Source organism: Kitasatospora sp. NPDC008050, from assembly GCF_042957465.1.
GTDB lineage: Bacteria > Actinomycetota > Actinomycetes > Streptomycetales > Streptomycetaceae > Kitasatospora.
This window is the reverse complement of the sequence record NZ_JBIBIJ010000004.1, coordinates 506179-527044: the sequence shown is the minus strand read 5'-3', so window position 1 is coordinate 527044 and position 20866 is coordinate 506179. Positions and strand designations below refer to the sequence as shown.

At 73.7% G+C, this 20866-nt stretch carries 19 protein-coding genes; 8 read left to right on the top strand and 11 right to left on the bottom strand.

Annotated elements, in window-relative coordinates; all coding sequences use genetic code 11:
• Positions 1–394 precede the first annotated feature (394 nt).
• Positions 395–2653, top strand: a complete 2259-nt coding sequence (locus ACFZB9_RS11390) for an alpha-N-acetylglucosaminidase (protein ID WP_391445912.1) — start codon at positions 395–397, stop codon at positions 2651–2653.
• Positions 2654–2657: 4 nt separating this feature from the next.
• On the opposite strand, the gene ACFZB9_RS11385 is transcribed toward ACFZB9_RS11390, so the two are convergent.
• Together ACFZB9_RS11385 and ACFZB9_RS11380 are read right to left on the bottom strand one after the other, a co-directional pair.
• Positions 2658–3521, bottom strand: coding sequence for a hypothetical protein (locus tag ACFZB9_RS11385; RefSeq protein ID WP_391445910.1), 864 nt, complete (start codon positions 3519–3521; stop codon positions 2658–2660).
• A 100-nt stretch (positions 3522–3621) separates the two neighbouring features.
• Entirely contained in the window at positions 3622–4353 is a 732-nt protein-coding gene (locus ACFZB9_RS11380; protein WP_391445909.1) for a TetR/AcrR family transcriptional regulator, read from the bottom strand.
• A gap of 94 nt (positions 4354–4447) precedes the next feature.
• On the opposite strand from ACFZB9_RS11380, the gene ACFZB9_RS11375 reads away from it, so the two are divergent.
• The gene (locus ACFZB9_RS11375; protein WP_391445907.1) at positions 4448–5998 is read left to right on the top strand and encodes an MFS transporter; all 1551 of its coding nucleotides are present in this window, start codon (positions 4448–4450) and stop codon (positions 5996–5998) included.
• A 168-nt stretch (positions 5999–6166) separates the two neighbouring features.
• Here ACFZB9_RS11375 and ACFZB9_RS11370 read toward each other — a convergent pair whose 3' ends face one another.
• The 3 genes from ACFZB9_RS11370 to ACFZB9_RS11360 form a co-directional block, all read right to left on the bottom strand.
• On the bottom strand, positions 6167–6775 hold the full coding sequence (locus ACFZB9_RS11370) for an NUDIX domain-containing protein (RefSeq protein WP_391445905.1): 609 nt from the start codon (positions 6773–6775) through the stop codon (positions 6167–6169).
• 144 nt (positions 6776–6919) lie between these two features.
• Positions 6920–7573 carry a GNAT family N-acetyltransferase gene (locus ACFZB9_RS11365; RefSeq protein WP_391445903.1) on the bottom strand — a complete coding sequence of 218 codons (654 nt, stop codon included), beginning with the start codon at positions 7571–7573 and terminating at the stop codon, positions 6920–6922.
• 42 nt (positions 7574–7615) lie between these two features.
• Positions 7616–8584, bottom strand: coding sequence for an MBL fold metallo-hydrolase (locus tag ACFZB9_RS11360; RefSeq protein WP_391445901.1), 969 nt, complete (start codon positions 8582–8584; stop codon positions 7616–7618).
• Positions 8585–8746: 162 nt separating this feature from the next.
• On the opposite strand from ACFZB9_RS11360, the gene ACFZB9_RS11355 reads away from it, so the two are divergent.
• The 3 genes from ACFZB9_RS11355 (at position 8747) to ACFZB9_RS11345 (ending at position 10483) form a co-directional block, all read left to right on the top strand.
• Positions 8747–9487 (top strand): hypothetical protein, encoded by a 741-nt coding sequence (locus tag ACFZB9_RS11355; protein WP_391445900.1) that lies wholly within the window; start codon positions 8747–8749, stop codon positions 9485–9487.
• Positions 9484–9777 (top strand): transcriptional regulator, encoded by a 294-nt coding sequence (locus ACFZB9_RS11350; RefSeq protein WP_391445899.1) that lies wholly within the window; start codon positions 9484–9486, stop codon positions 9775–9777. Before ACFZB9_RS11355 ends, ACFZB9_RS11350 begins: the two co-directional genes overlap by 4 nt.
• 79 nt (positions 9778–9856) lie before the next feature.
• On the top strand, positions 9857–10483 hold the full coding sequence (locus ACFZB9_RS11345; protein ID WP_391445897.1) for a hypothetical protein: 627 nt from the start codon (positions 9857–9859) through the stop codon (positions 10481–10483).
• Positions 10484–10586: 103 nt separating this feature from the next.
• Here ACFZB9_RS11345 and ACFZB9_RS11340 read toward each other — a convergent pair whose 3' ends face one another.
• From ACFZB9_RS11340 to ACFZB9_RS11330, 3 genes are all read right to left on the bottom strand, one after another.
• Positions 10587–11054, bottom strand: a complete 468-nt coding sequence (locus ACFZB9_RS11340; RefSeq protein WP_391445895.1) for a hypothetical protein — start codon at positions 11052–11054, stop codon at positions 10587–10589.
• 93 nt (positions 11055–11147) lie between these two features.
• Entirely contained in the window at positions 11148–11930 is a 783-nt protein-coding gene (locus ACFZB9_RS11335) for a DUF899 domain-containing protein (RefSeq protein ID WP_391445893.1), read from the bottom strand.
• A 136-nt stretch (positions 11931–12066) separates the two neighbouring features.
• Positions 12067–13644, bottom strand: coding sequence for a CHAD domain-containing protein (locus ACFZB9_RS11330; RefSeq protein WP_391445892.1), 1578 nt, complete (start codon positions 13642–13644; stop codon positions 12067–12069).
• A 184-nt stretch (positions 13645–13828) separates the two neighbouring features.
• On the opposite strand from ACFZB9_RS11330, the gene ACFZB9_RS11325 reads away from it, so the two are divergent.
• The gene (locus tag ACFZB9_RS11325; RefSeq protein ID WP_391445890.1) at positions 13829–14398 is read left to right on the top strand and encodes a chloramphenicol phosphotransferase CPT family protein; all 570 of its coding nucleotides are present in this window, start codon (positions 13829–13831) and stop codon (positions 14396–14398) included.
• Between the two features lie 64 nt (positions 14399–14462).
• Positions 14463–15104, top strand: a complete 642-nt coding sequence (locus tag ACFZB9_RS11320) for a nucleotidyltransferase domain-containing protein (protein WP_391445889.1) — start codon at positions 14463–14465, stop codon at positions 15102–15104.
• A gap of 44 nt (positions 15105–15148) precedes the next feature.
• On the opposite strand, the gene ACFZB9_RS11315 is transcribed toward ACFZB9_RS11320, so the two are convergent.
• Positions 15149–15931 carry a phosphotransferase gene (locus ACFZB9_RS11315; protein WP_391445888.1) on the bottom strand — a complete coding sequence of 261 codons (783 nt, stop codon included), beginning with the start codon at positions 15929–15931 and terminating at the stop codon, positions 15149–15151.
• A 110-nt stretch (positions 15932–16041) separates the two neighbouring features.
• On the opposite strand from ACFZB9_RS11315, the gene ACFZB9_RS11310 reads away from it, so the two are divergent.
• A complete protein-coding gene (locus ACFZB9_RS11310) occupies positions 16042–16713 on the top strand; it encodes an HAD family hydrolase (RefSeq protein ID WP_391445886.1) in 672 nt (223 codons plus the stop codon).
• Positions 16714–16775: 62 nt separating this feature from the next.
• Here ACFZB9_RS11310 and ACFZB9_RS11305 read toward each other — a convergent pair whose 3' ends face one another.
• Positions 16776–17690 carry an alpha/beta fold hydrolase gene (locus tag ACFZB9_RS11305; protein ID WP_391445883.1) on the bottom strand — a complete coding sequence of 305 codons (915 nt, stop codon included), beginning with the start codon at positions 17688–17690 and terminating at the stop codon, positions 16776–16778.
• 94 nt (positions 17691–17784) lie between these two features.
• The gene (locus tag ACFZB9_RS11300) at positions 17785–20811 is read right to left on the bottom strand and encodes a helix-turn-helix transcriptional regulator (protein ID WP_391445882.1); all 3027 of its coding nucleotides are present in this window, start codon (positions 20809–20811) and stop codon (positions 17785–17787) included.
• Between the last annotated feature and the right edge of the window lie 55 nt (positions 20812–20866).

Below are 20866 nucleotides of genomic sequence, written 5' to 3'. Positions count from 1 at the left end.
CGCGTGCAACCGGCTGAAAGCCATACCCGGTGTCCCTGGGCCTCAGGACCATACGACTGGCCCCTCTGCCACACCAACAACGTAGGACCGGCTGAGTCGATGACCGGGGCAGCCCGAGCCGGCGGCATCCCCGCGGAAGCGGGGCCGAGTGGCCTGGATGCACGTACTCCTGGCCCATTCCCGCAACTGCGGGTCCACCGGCCGCCATCCTGCCCGGCGCTCCGCGCTTACGCGCGAGGGGACCGTGCGGACGTACCCTGTGCGGCCGAGTCCAAAGGCCGGCCCGCCTCGGGACGGCGCCGGGGCCGGCGGGGCGCCTGTGGCAGGTGGCGGGCGGGCGGTGCCATGATCGATATCACGTTCGGTGATCGATCGGAAACATGAGGTGAGCGGGATGGGACGTCGTCGGGCCACTGCGGCCACCGTGTTGCTGACGGCGGCGCTGCTGGGCTGCTGCCTCCCCTCGGGGTCCAGTGCGGCTCCGCCCGCCGCCGGGTCAGGCGTTGCCGCTCCCTTTGATGCCGGGCCCGCGCTGGCGAGCCTGCGGCGGCTGCTGCCCGACCGGGCCGACCGGTTCCGGCTGGTGCCGGTGGCCCGGGGCGAGGACGGCGACCGGTTCTCGCTCAGCGGCGGTGGGCCGGAGGCCGTCGAGGTCCGGGGCACCTCCGGCGCCACGCTGCTGGGCGGTGTCGGCTGGTATCTGGAGCAGGTCGCCAGGGTGGACCTCGGCTGGCCCGGCGACAGCCTGAACCGGCTCCCGGCCACCCTGCCCGCCGTGGCCGGCACCGTCAGTCGCGCGGCGACGGTGCCCCACCGGTACGCGCTCAACGACACCGACGCCGGCTACTCGGGCCCGTACCGCGACTTCGCCGCCTATCGGCACGAGATCGACCTGCTGGCCCTGCACGGGGTCAACGAGGTGTTCGTGCAGACCGGCGCGGAGTGGGCCTACCACCAGGCGCTGCAGCAGTTCGGCTACGGCGAGGAGGAGTTGCGCGCCTGGATCCCGGCGCCCGCGCACCAGAGCTGGTGGCTGTTGCAGAACATGGCGGGCTTCGGCGGCCCGGAGTCGGCCCGGCTGCTCGACGCCCGGGCCGCGCTGGGCCGCGCCATCGCCGACCAGCTGCGGGTGCTGGGGATGACGCCGGTGCTGCCAGGCTTCTTCGGCACCGTGCCGCCGGGCTTCGCCGAGCACAACCCGGGGGCGCGGGTGGTGCCGCAGGGCTCGTGGGTGGGCTTCGCGCGCCCTGACTGGCTCGACCCGACCGGCCCGGTCTTCGACCGGCTCGCCGCCGCCTACTACCGCGCCCAGCGACAGCGGTTCGGCGACAGCACGATGTACAAGATGGACCTGCTGCACGAGGGCGGCGTGCTCGGCCCGGTCGACGCGAGCCGGGCCGCCGGCGCGGTGCAGGGCGCCCTGCGGGCGGCGCACCCGGGCGCGACCTGGGTGATCCTCGGCTGGCAGGACAACCCGAGCGCCGCCGTGCTGGACGGCGTCGACCGGAGCGGTCTGCTGATCCTGGACGGTCTGGCCGACCGGTATCCGCAGGGCCGGCTCGACCGCGACCGGCAGTGGCGCGGCACGCCGTACGCCTTCGGCAGCATCGACAACTTCGGCGGCCACACCAGCATCGGCGCCAACACCGCCGCCTGGGTGAGCCGGTTCCAACAGCAGCTCACCGCGCCCGGCAGCGCCCTGCGGGGCATCGCCTACCTGCCCGAGGCCACCGGCGGCGATCCGGCCGCCTTCGAGCTCTTCACCGAACTGGCTTGGCAGCAAGGGCCGATCGACCAGCGAGCCTGGTTCGCCGACTACGCCGCCCGTCGCTACGGCGCCCCGGACCCGCATGCCGCGGCTGCATGGGAGCTGCTGCGCCAGGGCCCGTACAGCATGCCCGCGGACGGCTGGAGCGAGCCGCAGGACGGCCTGTTCGCGGCCCGCCCCAGTCTGACCGTCGCCAGCGCCGCCGCCTGGAGCCCCACCGCGATGCGCTACCCGGCCGCCTCGGTGCGGGCCGCGCTGGATCAGCTGCTCCAGGTCGCACCCGCCCAACAGGACTGCGCCGCCTACCGGTTCGACCTGGTGGACGTCGCCCGCCAGGCGCTCGGCAACCAGGCCAGGGAGCTGCTGCCGCGGATCGCCGCGGCGTACGCGGCCAGGGACCGGGCCACCCTGGCGGCGCTGACCGGCCGGTGGCACGACGACGAGCTCCTGCTGGACCAACTCCTGGCCAGCGACGCCCACTTCCTGCTCGGCCGGTGGCTGGCCGCCGCCCGCTCCTGGGGCACCGATGCCGCGGAGCGCGACCAACTGGAGTACGACGCCCGGTCTCTCCTCACCACCTGGGGCGGCCGCGGCCCCAGCGAGGACGGCCAGTTGCACGACTACGCCAACCGCGAGTGGTCCGGCCTGCTCACGGACCTCTACGCGCAGCGCTGGAGCGTCTACTTCGCCACCCTGGACGACGCGTTGGCCACGGGTGGCGAGCCGGCGGCGGTCGACTGGTACGCGCTGGACGACGCCTGGGCGCACCGGACCTCGGACGACACCACCGGCCCCACCGGCACCGAGCCGACCGGCGACCCGGTCGCACTCGCCCGGGCGGTGGCCGCCACTCTCGCCAACTCGCCGTACTCAGAGACGGATTGACGAGTCAGCCGTCCCCGCGGGGCCCGGGCTGCGAGCGCGGCGTGGTGGCCTGGCGCAGCAGGCCGTGGGCCCAGCGCTCGTTGAGCCCGGCCAGGAAACCGATGCCGCCCCAGTAGAACCACGCCTTGATCAGGGCATCGTGCCCGGCCGCCGAGAGCGGCCCGGGAGCGCACAGGTCGACCGAGGCCGCGGGCGGGGTGAGGATGCTGAGGATGCCGCCGTTGATCAGCAGGAAGAGCGAGGTGGCCAGGAACCAGCCCACCACCACCCGGTACCAGCCCTCCTGACGCAGCGTCCGGGACCACTGCACCGGATCGGCCAGCAGGTCGCCGTGCCCGGGTCGGCGCCGGCTCAGGTGGGCGGAGTCGCGCAGCCGGATGATCACGCTGAAGACGGCGCCCATCGCCCCACCCGCGAAGCAGACCAGCGCGTGCAGCAACGCCTGCTGCTCCGGGCAGCCGAGAGTGGCGCCGAAGAGCCGGGGCGCCCACCGCCCGAGGATCAGCACCACCAGCAGCACCACCGGGCTGATCATGAACCCGCAGGCCACCCCGGTGTTCAGGCCCCGCGCCCCGGCGATCGCGCTGTCGGCCGCGAGACGGGCGTCGGCCGAGGCCACCGCCGCGTCCAGCCGGTCGGTGCCCGCTCCCCCGGCGACGGCGGCCAGCGCCCGCAGCAGGTCCTCGGCGACGGCCTCGCGGGTGCGGCGCTCGAAGGCGCGCTGCGCGGCGACGTAGAGCTGCTCGACGCTGAGCATCAACGCGGGCTCGGTGTACCGAAGTTCCTGGAGTCGCTCGGGCTCGATCCCGGGCGCCTGGTCCAGCGCCCGCACCTCCTGGTCGGCCGCGCCGAGCAACCACTCACGCAAACCCCGCCACATCCGCGGGCCCTCCCCCGTACGCGTCCGTCCCCAACTCCCCCACGCGCCAGAGCGTACCGGTTGCCGCGGCCCTGCTCATCGGTCCCACTCAGAGCGGCACTTCGGGAACGGTTACCCCGGGGACGGCCCTGCCGGCGCGGCCCTGGTCGAGCAGGGCGGCCAGTCCGTCGATGAGACGCTCCAGGCCGAAGGCGAAGCGCTCGTCCATGTTCGGGGTGGTGAGGTCGTCGGCGAGGGCGACCAGGTTGGGGAAGGTCTCCTCGGGCAGGCTGCGCAGCTGTGCGCTGACGGCGGTGGCGACCTCGGCGCGGCTGGTGCCCATGGCCTCGGAGGCCGAGATGGGGACCTGCTCCTGGAGGACGAAGCCCTGAACGTAGGCGCCCAGGAGGTAGGTGCAGAGCGCGGCGTCGGCATCGGCGAAGCCGGCGTCCCGCAGCCGGTCCAGCTGGTCCTCCATCAGGCTCAACAGGTGCGGCCCGAGAGCGAACCGGCCCGCCACGACCTTGGCGGCGTCGCGCCGGGAGAGCAGCAGCCGGCGGTGGCGCAGGCAGTACTCGCGCAGCTGCTCGCGCCAGTCACCCTGGCGCAGCGGCGGCTCGGCGTCGGCCATCAGGGCGTCGGTGAGCAGGTCCAGCAGCTCTTCCTTGTTGCGGACGTGCCAGTAGAGGGAGGCCGCCTTCACCCCCAGCTCGGTGGCGACCTTGCGCATGGAGAGCCCGTTGATGCCCTCGCGCTCCAGGACGCACAGGGCTGCCTGGGTCAGCGCATCCCGGGTCAGCCCCGGTTGCGGGGGGTGTTCGTCTGTTCTTTCGCCCGCCACCAGCTGCCTCCGTCGGAAAAGGTTCTTGCAATCTAACACCGTTAGGGGCATTCTGGCCCACAGTAACGCTCCGTCTAACACTGTTAGGGATGCCATGATGGACCCGGCTGCCCGGCGTAAGAAGCTCGCCCTTGGCACGCTGTGCATCACCATGTTCATGTCGATGCTCGACAACGTCATCGTCAACAACGCGTTGCCCCGCATCGGGGAAGAACTGCACACCGGCGTCAGCGGTCTGCAATGGGTGGTCGAGGGCTACAGCCTCATCTACGCCGGCCTGCTGCTCACCGGCGGCTCGCTCGGCGACCGGTACGGCCGCACCCGGATCTTCAAGATCGGCCTGGCGCTGTTCACCCTCGGCTCGGCCGCGGCGGCGCTCTCCAACTCGATCGGCCTGCTGATCGCCGCCCGGATGCTCCAGGGCGTCGGCGCCGCGCTCCTCGCGCCCGGCAGCCTGTCGATCCTGCGACAGGTCTTCACCGACGACACCGAGCGGGCCAAGGCGATCGGCATGTGGTCCGCCTTCTCCTCGCTGGGCCTGGCCGTGGGCCCGGTGCTGGGCGGGCCGATGGTGCAACACCTCGGCTGGGCCAGCGTGTTCTGGATCAACGTGCCGATCGGCGTCCTGGGTCTGGTGATGGCCTCCCGGGTGCTGCCGGAGCTCTCGACCTGGGCCAAGCGGGTGGACGTGCCCGGCCAGGCCCTGTCTGCGGTGGGGCTCGGCGCCCTGGTCTACACGCTGGTCGAAGGTCCGTCCCGCGGCTGGACCAACGGTGTCGTACTCGGCTGCGCGGCGCTCGCGGTGGTGGCCCTGGCGGCCTTCGTCGTGGTCGAACTGCGCACCACCGACCCGATGTTCGATCTGCACTTCTTCAAGGACCGGGTGCTCACCGGCGCGGTGGTCAGCGGCTTCATGATCAGCTTCGGGGTCTTCGGCACCTCGTTCTTCCTGCCACTGCTCATGCAGGGCATCATGGGCTGGACCCCGTCGAGCGCGGGGCTGGCGGGTCTGCCGATGACCGCGATGCTGATCGCCGCCGCACCGCTGTCGGGCCGGATGACGGCGAGCAAGGGCCCGCGGATCCCCATCGTGCTGGGCCTGGCCCTGTGCGCGGTGGCGCTCGGCGGCCTCTCGCTCTACGACAGCCACGCGCACTACGTCAGCTACCTGTGGGTGCTGATCGTGCTGGGCTTCGGGCTGGGCATGTCCTTCACGCCGGTCTCCATCGCGGTCATGATGCGGGTTCCCCCGAACAAGGCGGGCATGGCCTCCGCGACCGTCAACATGCTGCGCGAACTCGGCGGCGTGGTAGGCGTCGCGGTCCTGGGCGCCATCCTCACCAGCCGCCTCAACGCGGTGCTGGCCGCACCGCTCGGCCGTCTCGGGGTGGCCTCGGGCGCCCGGCACGACATCGCCAACGCGATCACCAACTCCGGTGCGGGCCACACCTCCTCGCTGCCGCCGGCAATCCACCGGGTGGTCAACGACGGATTCATCGAGGCACTGCACCTCGCGCTGCGCTGCGGCGCCGCCGGGCTGGTGGTGGCGACCCTGACGGTCGCCTACCTGCTGCGCCCGGCGCCGTTCCCCGCCGCGCCCCCGGCCGCCGAGCCGACCCAGCAGGACGCCCCGGCGCGCACCTGAGGTCGACTCGGCTCCGCGCCGCGGTCGTTGCCGACTCGGACCGGCAACGACCGCGGCGCCCTTGTTCCTTCGTCCCGCACGGCACGAACGGTCGGCCAGGGCCAGCACCGTGGGCCGAGACGCGGGCCGAGACGCGGGCCAAGACGTCGGCCGAGACGCCGGCCGGCCCTACGCCGTGGGCTGGCGGCCGTCGTTGAGGAAGAGCACCGCACCACGGGTACGGGCACGCCAGACGGCGGCGAACCAGGGCCGCTGCTCGGGCTGGAGGTAGGGCTGCCACTGCTCGAAGTCGCGCCAGGCGAAGTCGTCGTGCTCGGCGCTCAGTTCGACAGCCAGGACGGACGCTGGGACGGACGCCGGGACGGACACTTCCTCGCCCACGCCCACCGTCCGAGCGCCCACCGACACCGCGCCGGCTGCCCCAGCACCAATCGCCTCAGCACCAACCGCCTCACCACCAACCGTCCCGGCGTCGAAGCAGAAGTCCACCACCGCGGGCCAACCGTCCGCCGGCGCGCGGTAGTCGACGGCGAGCAGCGGCAGCGCGCTCGGCAGCAGCAGGCCGGTCTCCTCGTGCGTCTCGCGGACCGCCGTCACGTTCGGCTGCTCACCCGCGTCGGCCAGGCCGCCCGGGATCTGCCACCAGGCCGGATGCCCCGGATAGGCGTGGGCCTGATGGAGCATCAGGATCCGGCCGGCCGGATCGGTGAGCAGGACCCCGGCGGACACCACATGCCGGGGCAGGGTGGCGGCGAACTCCTCGGGCCGTATGGCCATGGTCGTCATTCTCGCTCCTCTCCTCCTGGCCGGATCGGGCAGCGCCGTCCGGCGCCGGTCTGAGCGCTCGTGATGATCAACGAACGGGCGGCCGGACGGGCACGGTGCCGGACAGGAGGATCGGGACCACGGTCCGCGTTCGGCTCAGCCGGCGGCGACCGGCGGCGCGTAGCAGAGGCTCGCCATCGGGGAGCGGGCGGTCCAGCCCAGGGTGGTGTAGAGCGCCCGGCCCGCCGAGCTGGCGACCAGGACACCGGTCTCGGCGCCCGCCTGGTGGGCGGCGTTCTGGAGGGTGCGCATCACCACGCCGCCCAGCCCCCTGCGCCGGTGGGCGGGAGCGGTCTCGATCTGGTCCGGCACCCCGACCCCACCTGCCACGGCGAGCTGGCCGCGGGCGGCGAAGTGCCCGTCGGTGGTGCGGATCAGCACTCGGACGACGTTCCCGCGGGTCCAACTGGTACGGACGTATCCGGCCGGTATCCGGACCTGCTCGGCGCCGAGCGGACAGCTCATCAGGTAGGCCGGATCGGCCAACTCCCAGTCCGGGGTGACCCAGGAGCGGGCGGTGTCGTCGTCGGCGAAGAGTTTCAGCCAGGTGCCCGGGGCACCGGTCGCGGCGACGAGCCTGCCGACCTGGAGCCCGGTGGGCTCCGGCAGCACGTGCCGTGCGACGTGCCCGGCCTTCCCGACATCGATGGTCCAGCCCCAGGGCTCGGCCACCGGATCCGAGGCGCCGCGCGAGACCACCCAGCCGTCGATCCACATCCGCACGAGCTCGCTGACGCCGGCGGCCGTCATGGTCCCTCCCAGAGAGTAAGAGGCAAACTGCCTCTCTGCATCTTACTCGATGCCGTTCCGGGTCTTCCGGAGTGCCCGCACCCGATTGCGCAGCCGATCCCCCGCCAACCTGACCAACTGCCCGTACTGCGCACTCGCCGGCGAGCCGTGCCAGATGACGAAGTCGTCCCGGCGGTGGATGCCCGGGCGGTTGGCGACCTCGTGCGCCGCATCGCGGACGGCCGACAACTGGTCCATGGTGAACGCCAGCGGCGGCTCGTCGGGCTGGTAGCAGCAGCCGGTCGGGTAGTCCCGGCCCGGCCTGCGGGTCATCTCGATGTGGCAGCCGAGCACCCGGGTCACCGGCCGCTGCCGGCCGAACTCGACCAACCGGTCGAGGCTGGCCAGGAATTCGGGGAAGTCCCGCACATACAGTCGCCCCGGATAGACCGTGTCGCCGGTGAGCAGGAACCCGCTCCACGGGTCGTGGACGGCGATCGAGGACGGATGGTGACCCGGACAGCCGGTGACCTCCAACACCCGTCCGCCCAGGTCGAATTCGACCACCTGCTCGGGCCAGGCGGCGAAGCCGAAGAAGGCCCGCACCGCATCGACGCCGGCGCCCACCACGGTGGTGTGCGGCCGGCCCGCGAACTGCGGGTCACCGGCCGTGTGGTCGCCGTGGGCGTGCGTGTGGGCGACCACCAACTCGTAGTCCTCGCGCGGGTTCTCGGCCAGCCATTCGGCCAGCAGGGCATCCACCGTCGCACGCAGCGGGAAACGGGAGGCATCGGCGGTCGCCCCGGTGTCGAGCAGCAGCGCCCGCTCGTTGCCCAGGAAGAGGTAGAGGAACGGCGCCTCGTAGTGCACGGCCTTGTTCTGCCGGAGCAGATAGGTGTGCCGGTCATGGGCGTGGATCTGGATCGGCGGGTCGGTGTTGCGACGAACGGACGGCGAACCGTGGATCCAGGCCGGCTCCGGCGCTCCGGCGACCGGAGCGCCCTGGGTGAAGTCGAACCACGAGGAAACCATCGGCCCAGGCTACCGGCGGCCCGCGCGGCGGGGCAGGGCCTCGTCCCGGTCCTTGCCCTGGCCGTTGCCCCGCCACCTGTCCCGCTCGCTCGTCCCGCTCACTTGTTCCCGCCAAGAGGTTTGCGATACAAAGTTCTTGCCGAGCTCAACGGGGAGGGCCAGATGAACGGGCGACAGGAAGTCCCGAAGGACGATCGGACAGCCGGTCAGGCGACCGGTCAGGCGACCGGTCCGACAGGCGGTCAGACGGCCGGTCAGACAACCGGTCATCAGCTGACCGATCAGAGCCTGGACGTCGACCAGGTGCTCGCCCTGATCGCCGCGGAGCACGCGCACGTCCAGCGCCGGGTGCACCACGATCCCGTCCTGCTCTTCACGGTGTGGGGCGGCGCCTGGCTGATCGGCTTCGGCACCACCTACCTGGCCTACGGCCCGGACCGGGTGCTCCCCGGCTGGCTCGGTGCCGCGGTGCCCGCCGTACTGATCGTCAGCGCGCTGATCTGGTCGATCGGCTACTCGCTGCGCACCGGCCGCGGGGTCAGCGGCCCCTCGCGCACCGTGGCCGCCCTCTACGGGTGGAGCTGGAGCCTGGGGTTCGGCTGCCTGTCGGTGGTCAACACGGCGCTGATCGACCGCGGTCTGAGCTCCGACACCGCCGCGATGCTCTGGTCCTCGTCCTCGCTGCTGCTGACCGGGGTGCTCTACCTGGCCGGCGGCATGATCGGCCAGGACAAGGTCCGCTACAGCGTGGGGGCGTGGACCATGCTCTGCGCGGCGGGCGCGGTCTTCGCCGGCGTCCCGGGCAACTTCCTGGTCCAGTCGCTGGCCGGCGGTGGTGGCTTCCTCGCGCTGGCCGGGTACCACTGGTACCAGCGGGCCGGTGCGCGGCGGGCCCGGTCGTGATCCCCGAGCTGGATCCGGTCATCCACGCCCAGGCCCGCCTGCGCGTCACCGTCGCGCTGGCCGCGCTGGCGCCCGACGACCGGATCACCTTCCCGCGGCTGCAACAGCTGCTGGCCATGACCGCGGGCAACCTCTCCACCCACCTGCGCAAGCTCGAAGACGCCGGCTACGTCGAGATCACCAAGACCCACGCCCGCCGAACCCCGGTCACCCAGGTCGCCCTGACGGCCGCGGGCCGCACGGCCTTCGCGACCTACACCGCGACGCTGCGCTCGCTGCTCGACCCCTGAGCGACCCACCGGTGCACAGACCGGCCACCAGCACGCCGCCCACCGGCCCACATCCCTCCCCTCGCCTGGAGCGCCAGCCATGAGCAGCACCGCCAGCGGATCCCCGCTCCCCCGCCCCACCGACCACGTCCCGGCCGCTCCGCGCCCGGGCGGTCTCCATCGCGCCGAGCTGCGCGGCCGCGCCATCGGCAGCAGCGTCCTCGCCTTCTTCGCCTTCGGCTGGACGGTCTGCGGCACCTCCGATGTGCGCTCCCCCGTCAACACCGTCCTGCTCGCCGTCGCGGCCCTCGCCTCAATCGCCGTGATCGGGTTCGCCGTCCGCGCCGGCCGGCCGGCGTCCGACGCCCCCGAGGGCGGGGACCGGGCCCGGGGGAAGGCCGCCGGGCGCCGATTCGGACTGATCGTCACCGCCGAGTGGATCGGGATCTTCGCCGCCGTCCGCGCCCTCGACGCGACCGGGCTCCCGCACTTGATCGCCGCCGTGATCGCGCTCGGGGTCGGCATCCACTTCTTCCCGCTGGCCCGCCTGTTCAACGTCCCGGTCTACGACGTCACCGGCATCGTGCTGTGCCTGATCGCACTGGCCACCCTGCTGCTGGCGCCGCTGACCGGCTCGGACCTGCTGTGGACCCTGCTGCCCGGCCTCGGCTGCGCGCTCGCGCTCTACGCGACCTGCGCCCACGTCCTGCGCGGCGTACTCCGCTGACACCCGCTCAGTGGATGGCTCAGCGGATGGCCGTGCGCGTGGAACGGACCCTGCCCCACGGGGGTGGGCACGGTCCGTTCCGCGCGCCAGATCCGGGCCGGCCCTAGCTGCCCGACCGCTTGTCGGCGACGGCCTTCTCGGCCACCGGCTTGCCGCCGTCCGCCTGCTCGACGCCCGCCTGCTCGGCCTCGGCCTGCCCGGCGTCGACCGGCGTGCCGTCGACCGGCGTGCCGTCCGCCGGCGTGCCGTCCGCCGCGGCGTTCTCGGGCGACACGGCCGGAGCGGGCACCGCCTCAGGGCCCGCCGCCGGGGCCTCCTGGCCGGCCGCCTCGTACGCGGCCACGTGCGTGCGCACCTCCTTGAGGGTCAGGTCCAGCAGATTGGCCGTGATGTCCAGGCCGCCGAAGGCCTCCACCGCCCCGGCCACCGCCCGGCTCAACCCGGCCTGGGCCAGCGCCATCTGCTCCAGGGAGTGGTTGTAGGCGTCCAGGGCGGCGAGCTGGAGCCGGTGACGTTCTTGTACCTCGTTGCGCCGACGGAGCGCTTCCGTCTGTGGTTCTGTGATGCTCATACCCCCATGGTCTCAGCCCGGGGAGCCGTGCCGCAGCCAAAGCCACCCGCCCCTGGAACCAGGTCAGCTGAGCGGGCGTCGGTGAACCCGGCGTCAGCTATGGGCACCGTGCCGGCCGAGTGTCTCCACCGGGGTCGCGCCCGGGCGGGTCCACTGCGGCACGGGCCGACTGGTCGGGCCCCAGGTGGCGTTCCCGTCCGCGTCCGAGCGCCAGTACCAGCAGGCCTGGCCGATCGCGTGCCGGCCCTCGGGGTTGTCCTCCCACGCCTCGCCGCGGCCGTAGGGCGTCAGGTCGAGCAGGCCGAAGGACCCGTTGGCCGGTTCGTTGCCACGGCCCGTCGTGGAGTAGGTGAGGAACACCCGGTCGCCGTCGCGCAGGAAACAGGCGAGGTGCCCCATGTCTCCGCCGACCGGCGCCGCCACGCCCCGCACCGAGTACCAGGGCTGGGTGTAACCCATGAACTCGACGTAAGCGGCCACCTCCTGCCACGGGCCCGAGGTCAGGACGGCGAACGAGACGCCCCGGGCGCTGAGGTAGACGGCGTCCTTCAGATGCCAGACCATCATGGTGCAGCCCTCGCACTGCCCCTGGTGCGGTGCGCCGTCGTACCACATGTGCTGGTAGACGACGAGCTCCTCGCGGCCCTGGAACAGGTCCAGGAACGGGACCGGGCCGTCGGGTCCGACGACCTCGACCGTTCCGTCGATCTCCAGCATCGGCAGCCGGCGGCGGGCCGCGGCGAGGGCGTCGCCTTCGTGGGTGTGGGCCTTCTCGCGGACCAGGAGTTCGTCACGTGCGGCCTGCCAGGTGGTCAGGTCGACGATGGGCGGGCGGCCGGGCAGCGCGGCGGTCGAGTCGTCCGGGGTGGATGTCACGGTGTCCTCCATGGTGTCTCGTACCGGGCAGCGTCGCACGAGGTATCGACGGTCACCGGAACAGACGCGCGCGACCCGGCCGGATCTCCTCGCGGCAGGTACAAGGCCACCTGCTGGAAGGGCATCTGACGTACCGTCAGCAGTGTTCGGCCCTCGCCCAGGCGCGGCGCGCCGCCGCCAGATCCGCCTCGGTGTGGTCGCGCTGGGCGCCGTACAGCACGCCGTAGCCGAAGGTGTCCTGACCCAGCCGCCGGGCCTCGGCCGCGACCAGCAGGATCGCCTGCTCGGTGACCACCGCGTCCTGGTAGCTGCCCAACGGCTGCTGAATCGCCTTCAGCTCGCCCGCCATCCGCCGCCCGCCTGCCCCGAGCGCCGGGTAGAGGCACTCGGCGGCGTACCGGGCCCGCTTGGCCGCCTTGCGGGCCTGGTGCACGACCTCGTCGCGCTGCTCGCCGGGCGGCTGGGCGAAGGCCGCGCGCAGCCGGCGTCCGGTGCGCCGGCACTCGCGCCGCAGCGTCCGCCGGGCCGCCGAACGCCCGGTCGCGGCGTGCTCGCGCAGCGGCGGCCGGTCGGCGAAGCGTTCCAGGCTCTCCAGCAGGCGGCGGTAACGCGGGCCGTCCAGCACCGCGAGCACCTCCGCGTGAGCCCGGCGGTAGCGGTGGGCGAACCACCGTTCCAGCAGGGCGCGCAACTCCCCGTCACCTGCCGGCAAGGGCAACTCCGCTGCCTGGGCGGCGAGTCGGGCACCGGTGACCTCGGCGTCCCGGGCCCGGCCGAGCAACCCGCCGAGCCAGCGCAGCTCTTCGCTCAGCCGGTCGGTGCGCCGCCCGCGCAGCAGTCCGCGGTGGGCGGTCAGGGCGCTGCGCAGGCGCCGCTGGCTGATCCGCATCTGGTGCACGGCGTCCGGCTCGTCGAGCCGGACGGCGAGGTCGAGGGCGACCAGCCGCTCGGTGTGCCGGCGCAGGTACGCCGCCAGCGCCGCGGCGGTCGCCCCGCCACCCGCGCTCTTGCCGCCACCGCTGCCACCGTCGCCGCTACCGCCGTCGCCGTCGCTCAGCAGCCGGGCGAGTTCGGCGCGTTCGGCACGTTCGACGCCTTCGACGCCTTCGGCGCGTTCGGTACCGTCCGCGACGGGCCGCAGCCCCTGCCCGCGCAGCGCCCGCTCGACCGCCGCCGACAGCTCCGCGCCGCCGTCCACCAGCGTGAGGCCGGTCCGGGCCCAGCTCCGCCGACCGCCGGCCGGCCGGCCCTTGGGCAGCGCCCGGGCCGACACCCGGTACCCGAGCAGCTCGGCCAGCGTGCGGCCCCGGCGGTCCAGCAGCAGCGCGCGACTGCGGACGGTCCGCAGTCGGGCCACCGCGACCAGCTCCCGCCCACGGGTGCGGGCCCGCACCAGCGCCGCCAACCGGGCGGGTACCGCGCCCGGTGCGCCCGGGTCGAGCGGCAGCGTGATCTCCCGGGGGTCGCCGTCCTGGTCCGGTACCACGAGCCGCCACCCGGCCTCGTCGCCACTGGTGCGGCACCGCAGCGTGCCGCACTGGCGCAGCAGGCGCAGGTCGGCGGTGTCGTAGTAGACGTCGACCAGGTGCTGCGGCGGCGCGGGCTCGACGGTGGCGACGCCGGGCAGCTCGCGCGGGCGCAGCCCGCGCGGGCGCAGCCCGCGGTCGGCCGCGCCCGTGAAGAAGCACTCGTCCGCTCGGTGCACAGTGGCCATACGCCTACGATGCGCCTGCCCGCCGCCGCGGCGCATCACCTCGCGGCCCACGGGTTGCGGGGAATGCCGGTCGCACTGCCGGAGCAACCCGTCACGTTCCGTGCTCCCTGGGGCGGCCGAACGGGCGGACGGCCGCCTGGTGCATCATGATCACGTAGCGACGGTTACCGCGACGGGGGAAGACATGGCGGCCACGCAGACCGGCGGACTGATCATCTTCTTGAACGGAACGTCGAGTTCCGGCAAGTCGAGTATCGCGAAGGAACTGCTCACGGTCCTGGACGAAACGTACTTCCACTTCCCGGTGGACGCGTTCCACGCCATGCGAGCCCGCAAGCAGTGGACCCCCGACGAGCTGCGCACCGTGCTCAAGCACACCTGGACGGGGTTCCACCGCGCGGTGGCCGGGATGGCCGCCGGGGGCAACAACGTCGTGGTGGACCACCTCTTCAGCGAGCCCTGGCGGTTGGACGACTGCCTCGGCCTCTTCAACCCCGCGGACGTCGTCCTGGTCGGCGTGCACTGCCCGCTGGAGGAGCTGGAGCGCCGCGAGCAGGACCGCGGCGACCGACCGCCGGGGCTCGCCGCCCGCCAGATCGGGCCCGTCCACGCCCACGGCAGCTACGACATCGAGTGCGACACCAGCGTCAGCAGCCCGCTCGACTGCGCCCAGCAGATCAAGGCCTTCCTGCCGCACCGGCCCACCCCCACCGCCTTCGAACGGCTGCGCTCAGCACGGCTCCAGAGCCGCTGAGGCCGGACGGACCACCGCCCGAACCCGGCCACGGCGCTTCGGGTCCGCTGCTAGATTCCTCATCATGAGCGAGCAACTGCCCAGCGGCGGTGTCGAGCTGTCCCCTGAGGAGATCGAAGCCCTCGACGCCAGGTGGGCGTCCTGCTGGACCCCGGCGGAGGTCGCACAGCGATTGGCCGGGATCGGCACGCCGTGGTTCGTGACCGCGGGCTGGGCGCTGGACCTGTTCCGCGGCAGGCAGACGCGCGCGCACGGGGACGTCGAGATCGGGATTCCGGCCGCGAACTTTCCCGAGGTCCGCAGCCGCTTCCCCGGATACGTCTTCGACGCGGCGGGCAGCGGCCGGATCTGGGAGGACGCCGCACCACAGGTGCTGGCCGCCGTCCATCAGACCTGGCTGCGCGATCCGGACACCGGCAACTACCTGCTCGACGTGTTCCGCGAACCGCACGACGGCGACACCTGGATCTGCCGCCGCGACGAGCGGATCCGGTTCCCGTACCGCGACATCATCCACCACACCCAGGACGGCATCCCGTACCTGGCGCCCGAGCTGGTCCTGCTCTTCAAGGCCAAGCACGTCCGCCCGAAGGACCAGGCCGACTTCGACGCGACCATCCCGCACCTGACCGCGGCCCAGCGCGAGAGCCTGGCCGGACTGCTCACCCGCGTGCACCCGGGCCACCCCTGGCTCGCGGAGCTGTAGGGCTCCCAGCCCCCTCCAGCCCCCTCCAGCGGCCTCACCCGGCCTCACCTCTGGCCGAGCAGCTCCGTCCGGCGGGCCAGCGCCCAGGTGCGCTCGGTCTCGATGTCCGGCACGAACTCCCGCTCCAGGAAGGTCGACCAGGGCTGCACGCCGAGCGGGCCCAGCCGGGTGATCCGGTCGGTCTCCCAACGCTGCAGCCGGGCCAGCGCGTCCAGCACCTCGGCCGGGTCCGCGCCGTAGGCGGCGCACAGCAGCCGCAGCCGACGGGCCAGCGGCGCGCCGTCCGGGCCGTACCCCGCCCGGCGCTGACGCTCGGGCGAGCGCAGCGGCACGCCGTACCAGGCGAGTTGGGCCAGGTCGTCGATGGCCTCGCCCGGGACGGCGAGGTCCCAGTCGATGAAGCCGACCAGCCCGTCCGGCGTCCACACCGAGTTCCAGGTGCCGAGATCGCCATGACGCATGATCAGGCCGGGCCGCCAGGGCACGTCGCCGCCGGCCCACACCGCCTGCGGCGAGGGCCGGAAGTCGCGGACGGCCTCGTGGTAGTCGCGCAACCAGCGGCCCAGCGCCACCACGCCCTCGTCCGCGAGCAGCGCCGAGGGCCACGGCGAGGAGCCGATCTCGCCGTGCAGCAGCGACAGCACCTCCTCGCCGTCCTCCGGGCCCCCGCCCAGCACCCGGGGCACACCGGCGAAGCCGACCCGCTCCAGGTACCGCAGCAACTCGCCCACCGCGGCGCTCCACTCGCGCCACGGCCGCCGGATGGACTCCCCCTCGCGTCGCACCAGGGACAACCCACCCTGCACCGACTCACCGTCTTCGATCACCGGCGCAGCCTAGTGGGACCAGCTCGGCCGCCCGTAGCGGTTTTCCCGCCCGCGCACAGCCGGCCGGTCGGCCCGTCGGTCGGCCGACCGGCCGTCGGTAAAGTACCCGCATGATCGAACTGGTGATCTTCGACTGTGACGGCGTCCTCATCGACAGCGAGCGGCTGGCCGTCAAGGTGGACGCGGTGGTGCTCGCGGCGCTGGGCTGGCCGATGAGCGAGGAGGAGATCGTCGAGCGCTTCGTCGGACGGTCGCACGCCTCGATGACCGCCGACATCGAGGCGCACCTGGGCCGGAGCCTGCCGCCGGACTGGGACGCGGAGTTCAAGCCGCTCTACGACGAGGCGTTCGAGCGCGAGCTGACACCGGTGCCCGGCATCGTCGAGGCGCTGGACGCGATCGACCTCCCCACCTGTGTGGCCTCCAGCAGTGCCCACGCCCGCCTGCGCCGCACCCTGGGTCTGACCGGCCTCCACGAGCGCTTCGCCGGCCGGATCTTCAGCGCCGAGGAGGTGACCCACGGCAAGCCCGCCCCCGACCTCTTCCTGCACGCGGCCCGCCGGATGGGCGTGGACCCGAGCGCCTGCGCCGTGATCGAGGACAGCCACTACGGCCTCACCGCCGCCCGCGCCGCCGGCATGCCCTCCTTCGGCTACTGCGGCGGCCTGAGCCGCGCCGACCGCCTCGCGGGGCCGGGCACCGTGGTCTTCGACGACATGCGCAAGCTGCCGGAACTGCTGACCGCGGCCGCGGGCGGCTGGGCCGGCCCCGAGGCCGCCTGACCGGCGACGCCTCAGGTACCCGACCGCCTCAGGTACCCGACCGCCTCAGGCGCCCGACCGCCTCAGGTACCCGACCGGGCCAGGTCCGCGCGGGTGGCGTGGGTGTGGATTCTGGTGGCGTAGGTGGGCCAGATGTCGGGGTGGAGGAAGTGGCCGAGGGTGGGGAAGGTGGCCAGGCGGGCGCCGGGGACGGCGGCGGCGAGGGCGCGGGCGGCGGTGGGCCGGACCAGGGGGTCCTGGTCGCCGTGCAGGATCAGGGTGGGGGCCGTGATGTCGGCCAGCCGGCCGCCGTGCCACTTGGCGCCGACCTGGCGGCTCTGTGCCTTCGGGTCGCGGAAGCTGACCACCCCGTGGGCCGCCTCCTTGGCGGCCAGCTCGCGGAAGGTGGCCGCGTCCCGGCTGTCGAAGGGGCGACCGCGCGGGGCCATGGTGCGGCCGATCAGCTCGGCGAAGGCGAGGTCTGCGTCCGGCCCCTCGGGGTAGCGCAGTCGGGCGAACCGGGCGACCGTGCTCAGGCGCAGGTGGCGCAGCACGCCGAGGCCGCGGGCGTCGCTGGGTACCGCCGAGGAGGAGGTCAGGCTGCGGACCCGGTCCGGGTGGCGGATCGCGATGCGCTGGGCCAGCAGACCGCCCATCGAGTGGCCGAACAGGTGGGCGCTGGGCCAGCCGACGGCGTCCAGCACCGCGATCGCGTCGTCCGCCAGGTCCTCGCCGCTGTAGGCGGGGGCCTGCCCGCGCAGCAGGGCGGCGATCGGGCGCCCGCCGGGCTGGTCGGGCAGGTGGGTGGACTCGCCCGCGTCGCGCTGGTCGTAGGCCACCACGTGGAAACCGCGGCCCACCAGCTCGGCCACCAGCCCGTCCGGCCACCAGAAGCGCGAGGCCGCCAGGCCCATCACCAGCAGCAGCGGGTCACCGCCTGAGCCGCCGAGGTCCTGGTAGGCGATCTCGATGTCACCGTGCCGTGTGAAGCGCGTCATCGCTCATCCCTCTTTCGCATACAGCGTTCGCGAACACTGTATGCGAAAGAGGGGACGGCTGCCACCACCCAGGGCCGGGGAGTGCTGCGAAGTCCTACCGCGCCAGCGGCTCGTCCGACGGATCGGCATCCATCGGGCCGAACCGCGCCGCGTAGTCGCACAGCGCGGCACGGTGGGTCTGACCGGTCTTGGTCAGCAGGCTCGCCACGTGCTTCTCCACCGTCCGCGGCGAGATGTACAGCCGCCCGGCGATCTCCTGGTTGCCCAGGCGCGGCCCGAGCAGCAGCAGCACCTCGTACTCACGTGCCGTCAGGCCCTGGCGGCGCAGCTCCGGCGGCACCCGGTCGGACCCCGAGCGGCGCTGCGGGATGGTCGCACCGGCGCGGCGCAGCAGGTCGCGGCAGGCGCTGGCGACGGCGGGGACGCCCGCGCCGTGGAAGTACTCCTCCGCCGTGCGCAGCCAGGGCACCGGGTCGCCCCAGCCGTCGGCCAGCGCGGCCTCGGCGACCAGCCGCAGGCCCAGGTGGCGGGCCATCAGGAACGGTGCGGCGGCCTCGCGGGCCTGGGCGACCGCCCGCTCGGCCTCCTCGGTCCGGCCCGCCCGGCCCTGGTGCACGGCGTAGGCCAGCCGTTCGAACTGCCGGTTCCAGAGCAGTCCGGCGCCCGGGTCGGCCCGCACCAGCTCGTGCTCGGCCTCGGTGGCCCGCCCGGTCAGCGCCCGCAGCAGCGGGCGCAGTCCGTAGCGTCCGTTGAAGTAGAAGACGGTCGGGTTCTCGTCCTCCCAGGCGCGGGCGTTGTCCATCTCGATCAGCGCCTGCTCGCGGTCCTCCTCCAGCAGCGAGCACATCGCGCGGCAGTGGCCGAAGACCAGCGGCATCTTGAGCGAGCGGTCGCCGTCCCAGCGGTGGAACTCGGCCAGTTGCTGCTCCATCTCGCGGCGGCGGCCCTGGTGCGCGGCCAGGGCCGCCCGGGTGAGCAGCACGTACTGGTGGTTGTCGACGTGGCGCAGCCGGGCGGTGGCGCCGGCGCAGCGGTCGGTCAGCGCCCGGGCGGTGGCGTACTCGCCGCGGAAGACGGCCTGGCTGGCCATGGTGGCCTCGGCGGTGTGCACGAGCACGATCGCACCGAGCTCGACCGCCGCGCGGTGGGCGCGGGCCAGTTGCTCGCCGGTGCCGTTGCGCATGAACTCGTTGGCGCCCAGCCGCAGCAGCGCGTCCAGCCGCCAGGTGGTCAGGCCGTGCTCGGTGGCCAGTGCGAGCAGCCGCTCCAGGCAGGCGTCCGCACGGTCGAAGCCGTGCCGCCGCTCCAACAGCGCGAGGAACTGCAGGGCCTGGCAGGCGACTTCCGGCAGACCGGCCCGTTCGGCGTCGTCGGCCGCACGGCGGGCCAGCCGTTCGGCCTGGTTGGTCCGGGCCGGCCCGGCCTCCGCCTCCGCCTCGCTCGCCGCGCCGGTCCCGCCCGGCTCGCCCGCCGCACCGAGGCCGGCGAGGACCAGGTTGGCCTCCACCACGTCCAGCGCCGGGGTGATCGAGGCGCTGTCGAACCGGCCGAGCAGGCGCCGCACCAGCGCGACCCGGGCGGCGGCCTCCTCGTGGCGCAGCGCCGAGACCGCGCCCCAGGCGAGCCGGGTGTGCAGGGCCGCGGCGCGGGCGTCGTTCAGCGCGCCGGGGCCGGTCAGCGGGAGGGTATCGGCCAGTTGCAGGGCCCGGTCCAGCCGACCGGTCTCCACCAGGGTGTAGACCAGGACCTCCAGCACCGTGCCGGCGTCCTCGCCCGGCCCCGTCCCGGACATCAGCGTGTGGGCGTGCTCCAGCAGCGAGACCGCCGAGGTCACCGCGCCGTCCCGGAGCGCGGCCTGGCCGGCCTGGGCGAAGAGCAGCGCGGCGCCGCGGGTGTCACCGGCGGTCAGCCGCAGCACGGCGACCTGCTGGCACCAGTCGCCGGGCAGTCCGGGGTAGGCCTGCTCCACCGCGGCCGCGGCCCGGACCGCGATGGCGGCGCGCTCACCGGGCAGCAGGTCGGCCAGCAGGGCCTCGGTGGTCAGGGCGTGCCGGAACTCGTACCAGTCGGCCACCGGGCCGCTGGGCGAGATCAGTTGGGCGTCGATGCCGGCCCGCAGGTGGACCAGCAGGCTGCGGTCGTCCAGGCCGGTCACCAGTTTGAGCACCGGCACGGCGAAGCGCCGGCCCAGCACGGCCGCGGAGTGCAGCAGTTCGCGGCCGACCGGGCTGAGCCGGCCCACGCGCTGGGCGACGCTGTGCACCACGGTGGCCGGGACGTCGATGGACAGGTCGCCGCTGACCCGCCAGCCGTCCGCGCCGCCGCGCAGCACGTTGGCCGCCACCATGCCGCTGAGCAGTTCCTCGACCACGAAGGGGTTGCCCTCGGAGTCCTGGACCAGCTTGTCGGTCAGCGGCTGCGGGAGCTGCCCGGCCCCGGCGCCCAGGCAGGACTCGGCCACCAGCCGCACCTGGTCGGGCGTCAGCGGCCGCAGCTCGGCCAGCACGGCGCTGCGTCGCCGCCCGGAGGCGCGGGCCAGGTCGTCGGCCGCCCCGGCCCCCGGGCGCAGCGTGACCAGCAGGAAGACCGGCAGCCCGGCGAGGTTGTCGACCAGGTACTCGATCACCGAGAGGGTCTCGGCGTCCGCGTCGTGCAGGTCCTCGATCACCAGCAGGCAGCCCGGCTCCTGGCCCGAACTCGGATCGCGGCCGACCGCGGCCAGCAGCCGCAGCACCGCCTCGGCCGTCTCGACCAGCGAGGTGGTCTGATCGGGCGGGTTGGCGCCGCGCCACTCGGGCACCAGGCCACTCAGCGCCGAGCGGTAGGGGGCCAGTTCGGGGTCCTGGGGCGGGCCGCCGATCCGGAACAGCGAGAGCAGGGCCTCGGCGATCGGGCGGAACGGCATGGCGGCGCCGACGGCGCTGCTGCGCCCGCGCAGCACCGCCAGACCGCTCGCCACCGCGCGGAACGCGCTCTCGGAGGCGAGCCGCGACTTGCCGATCCCCGCGTCGCCGAGCAGGAAGACGGCACGGCCCGCCCCCTGCCGGGCGGCCCGCAGGGAGGCTTCGACGAGCGCGAGTTCCTCGTCCCGCCCGACCAGCACGGGCGATGTGGTCAGCATGGCCGGAGGCTATCGCCCGACTCTGTCATTCGCCATGGTGGGTGTCCCGGCCAAT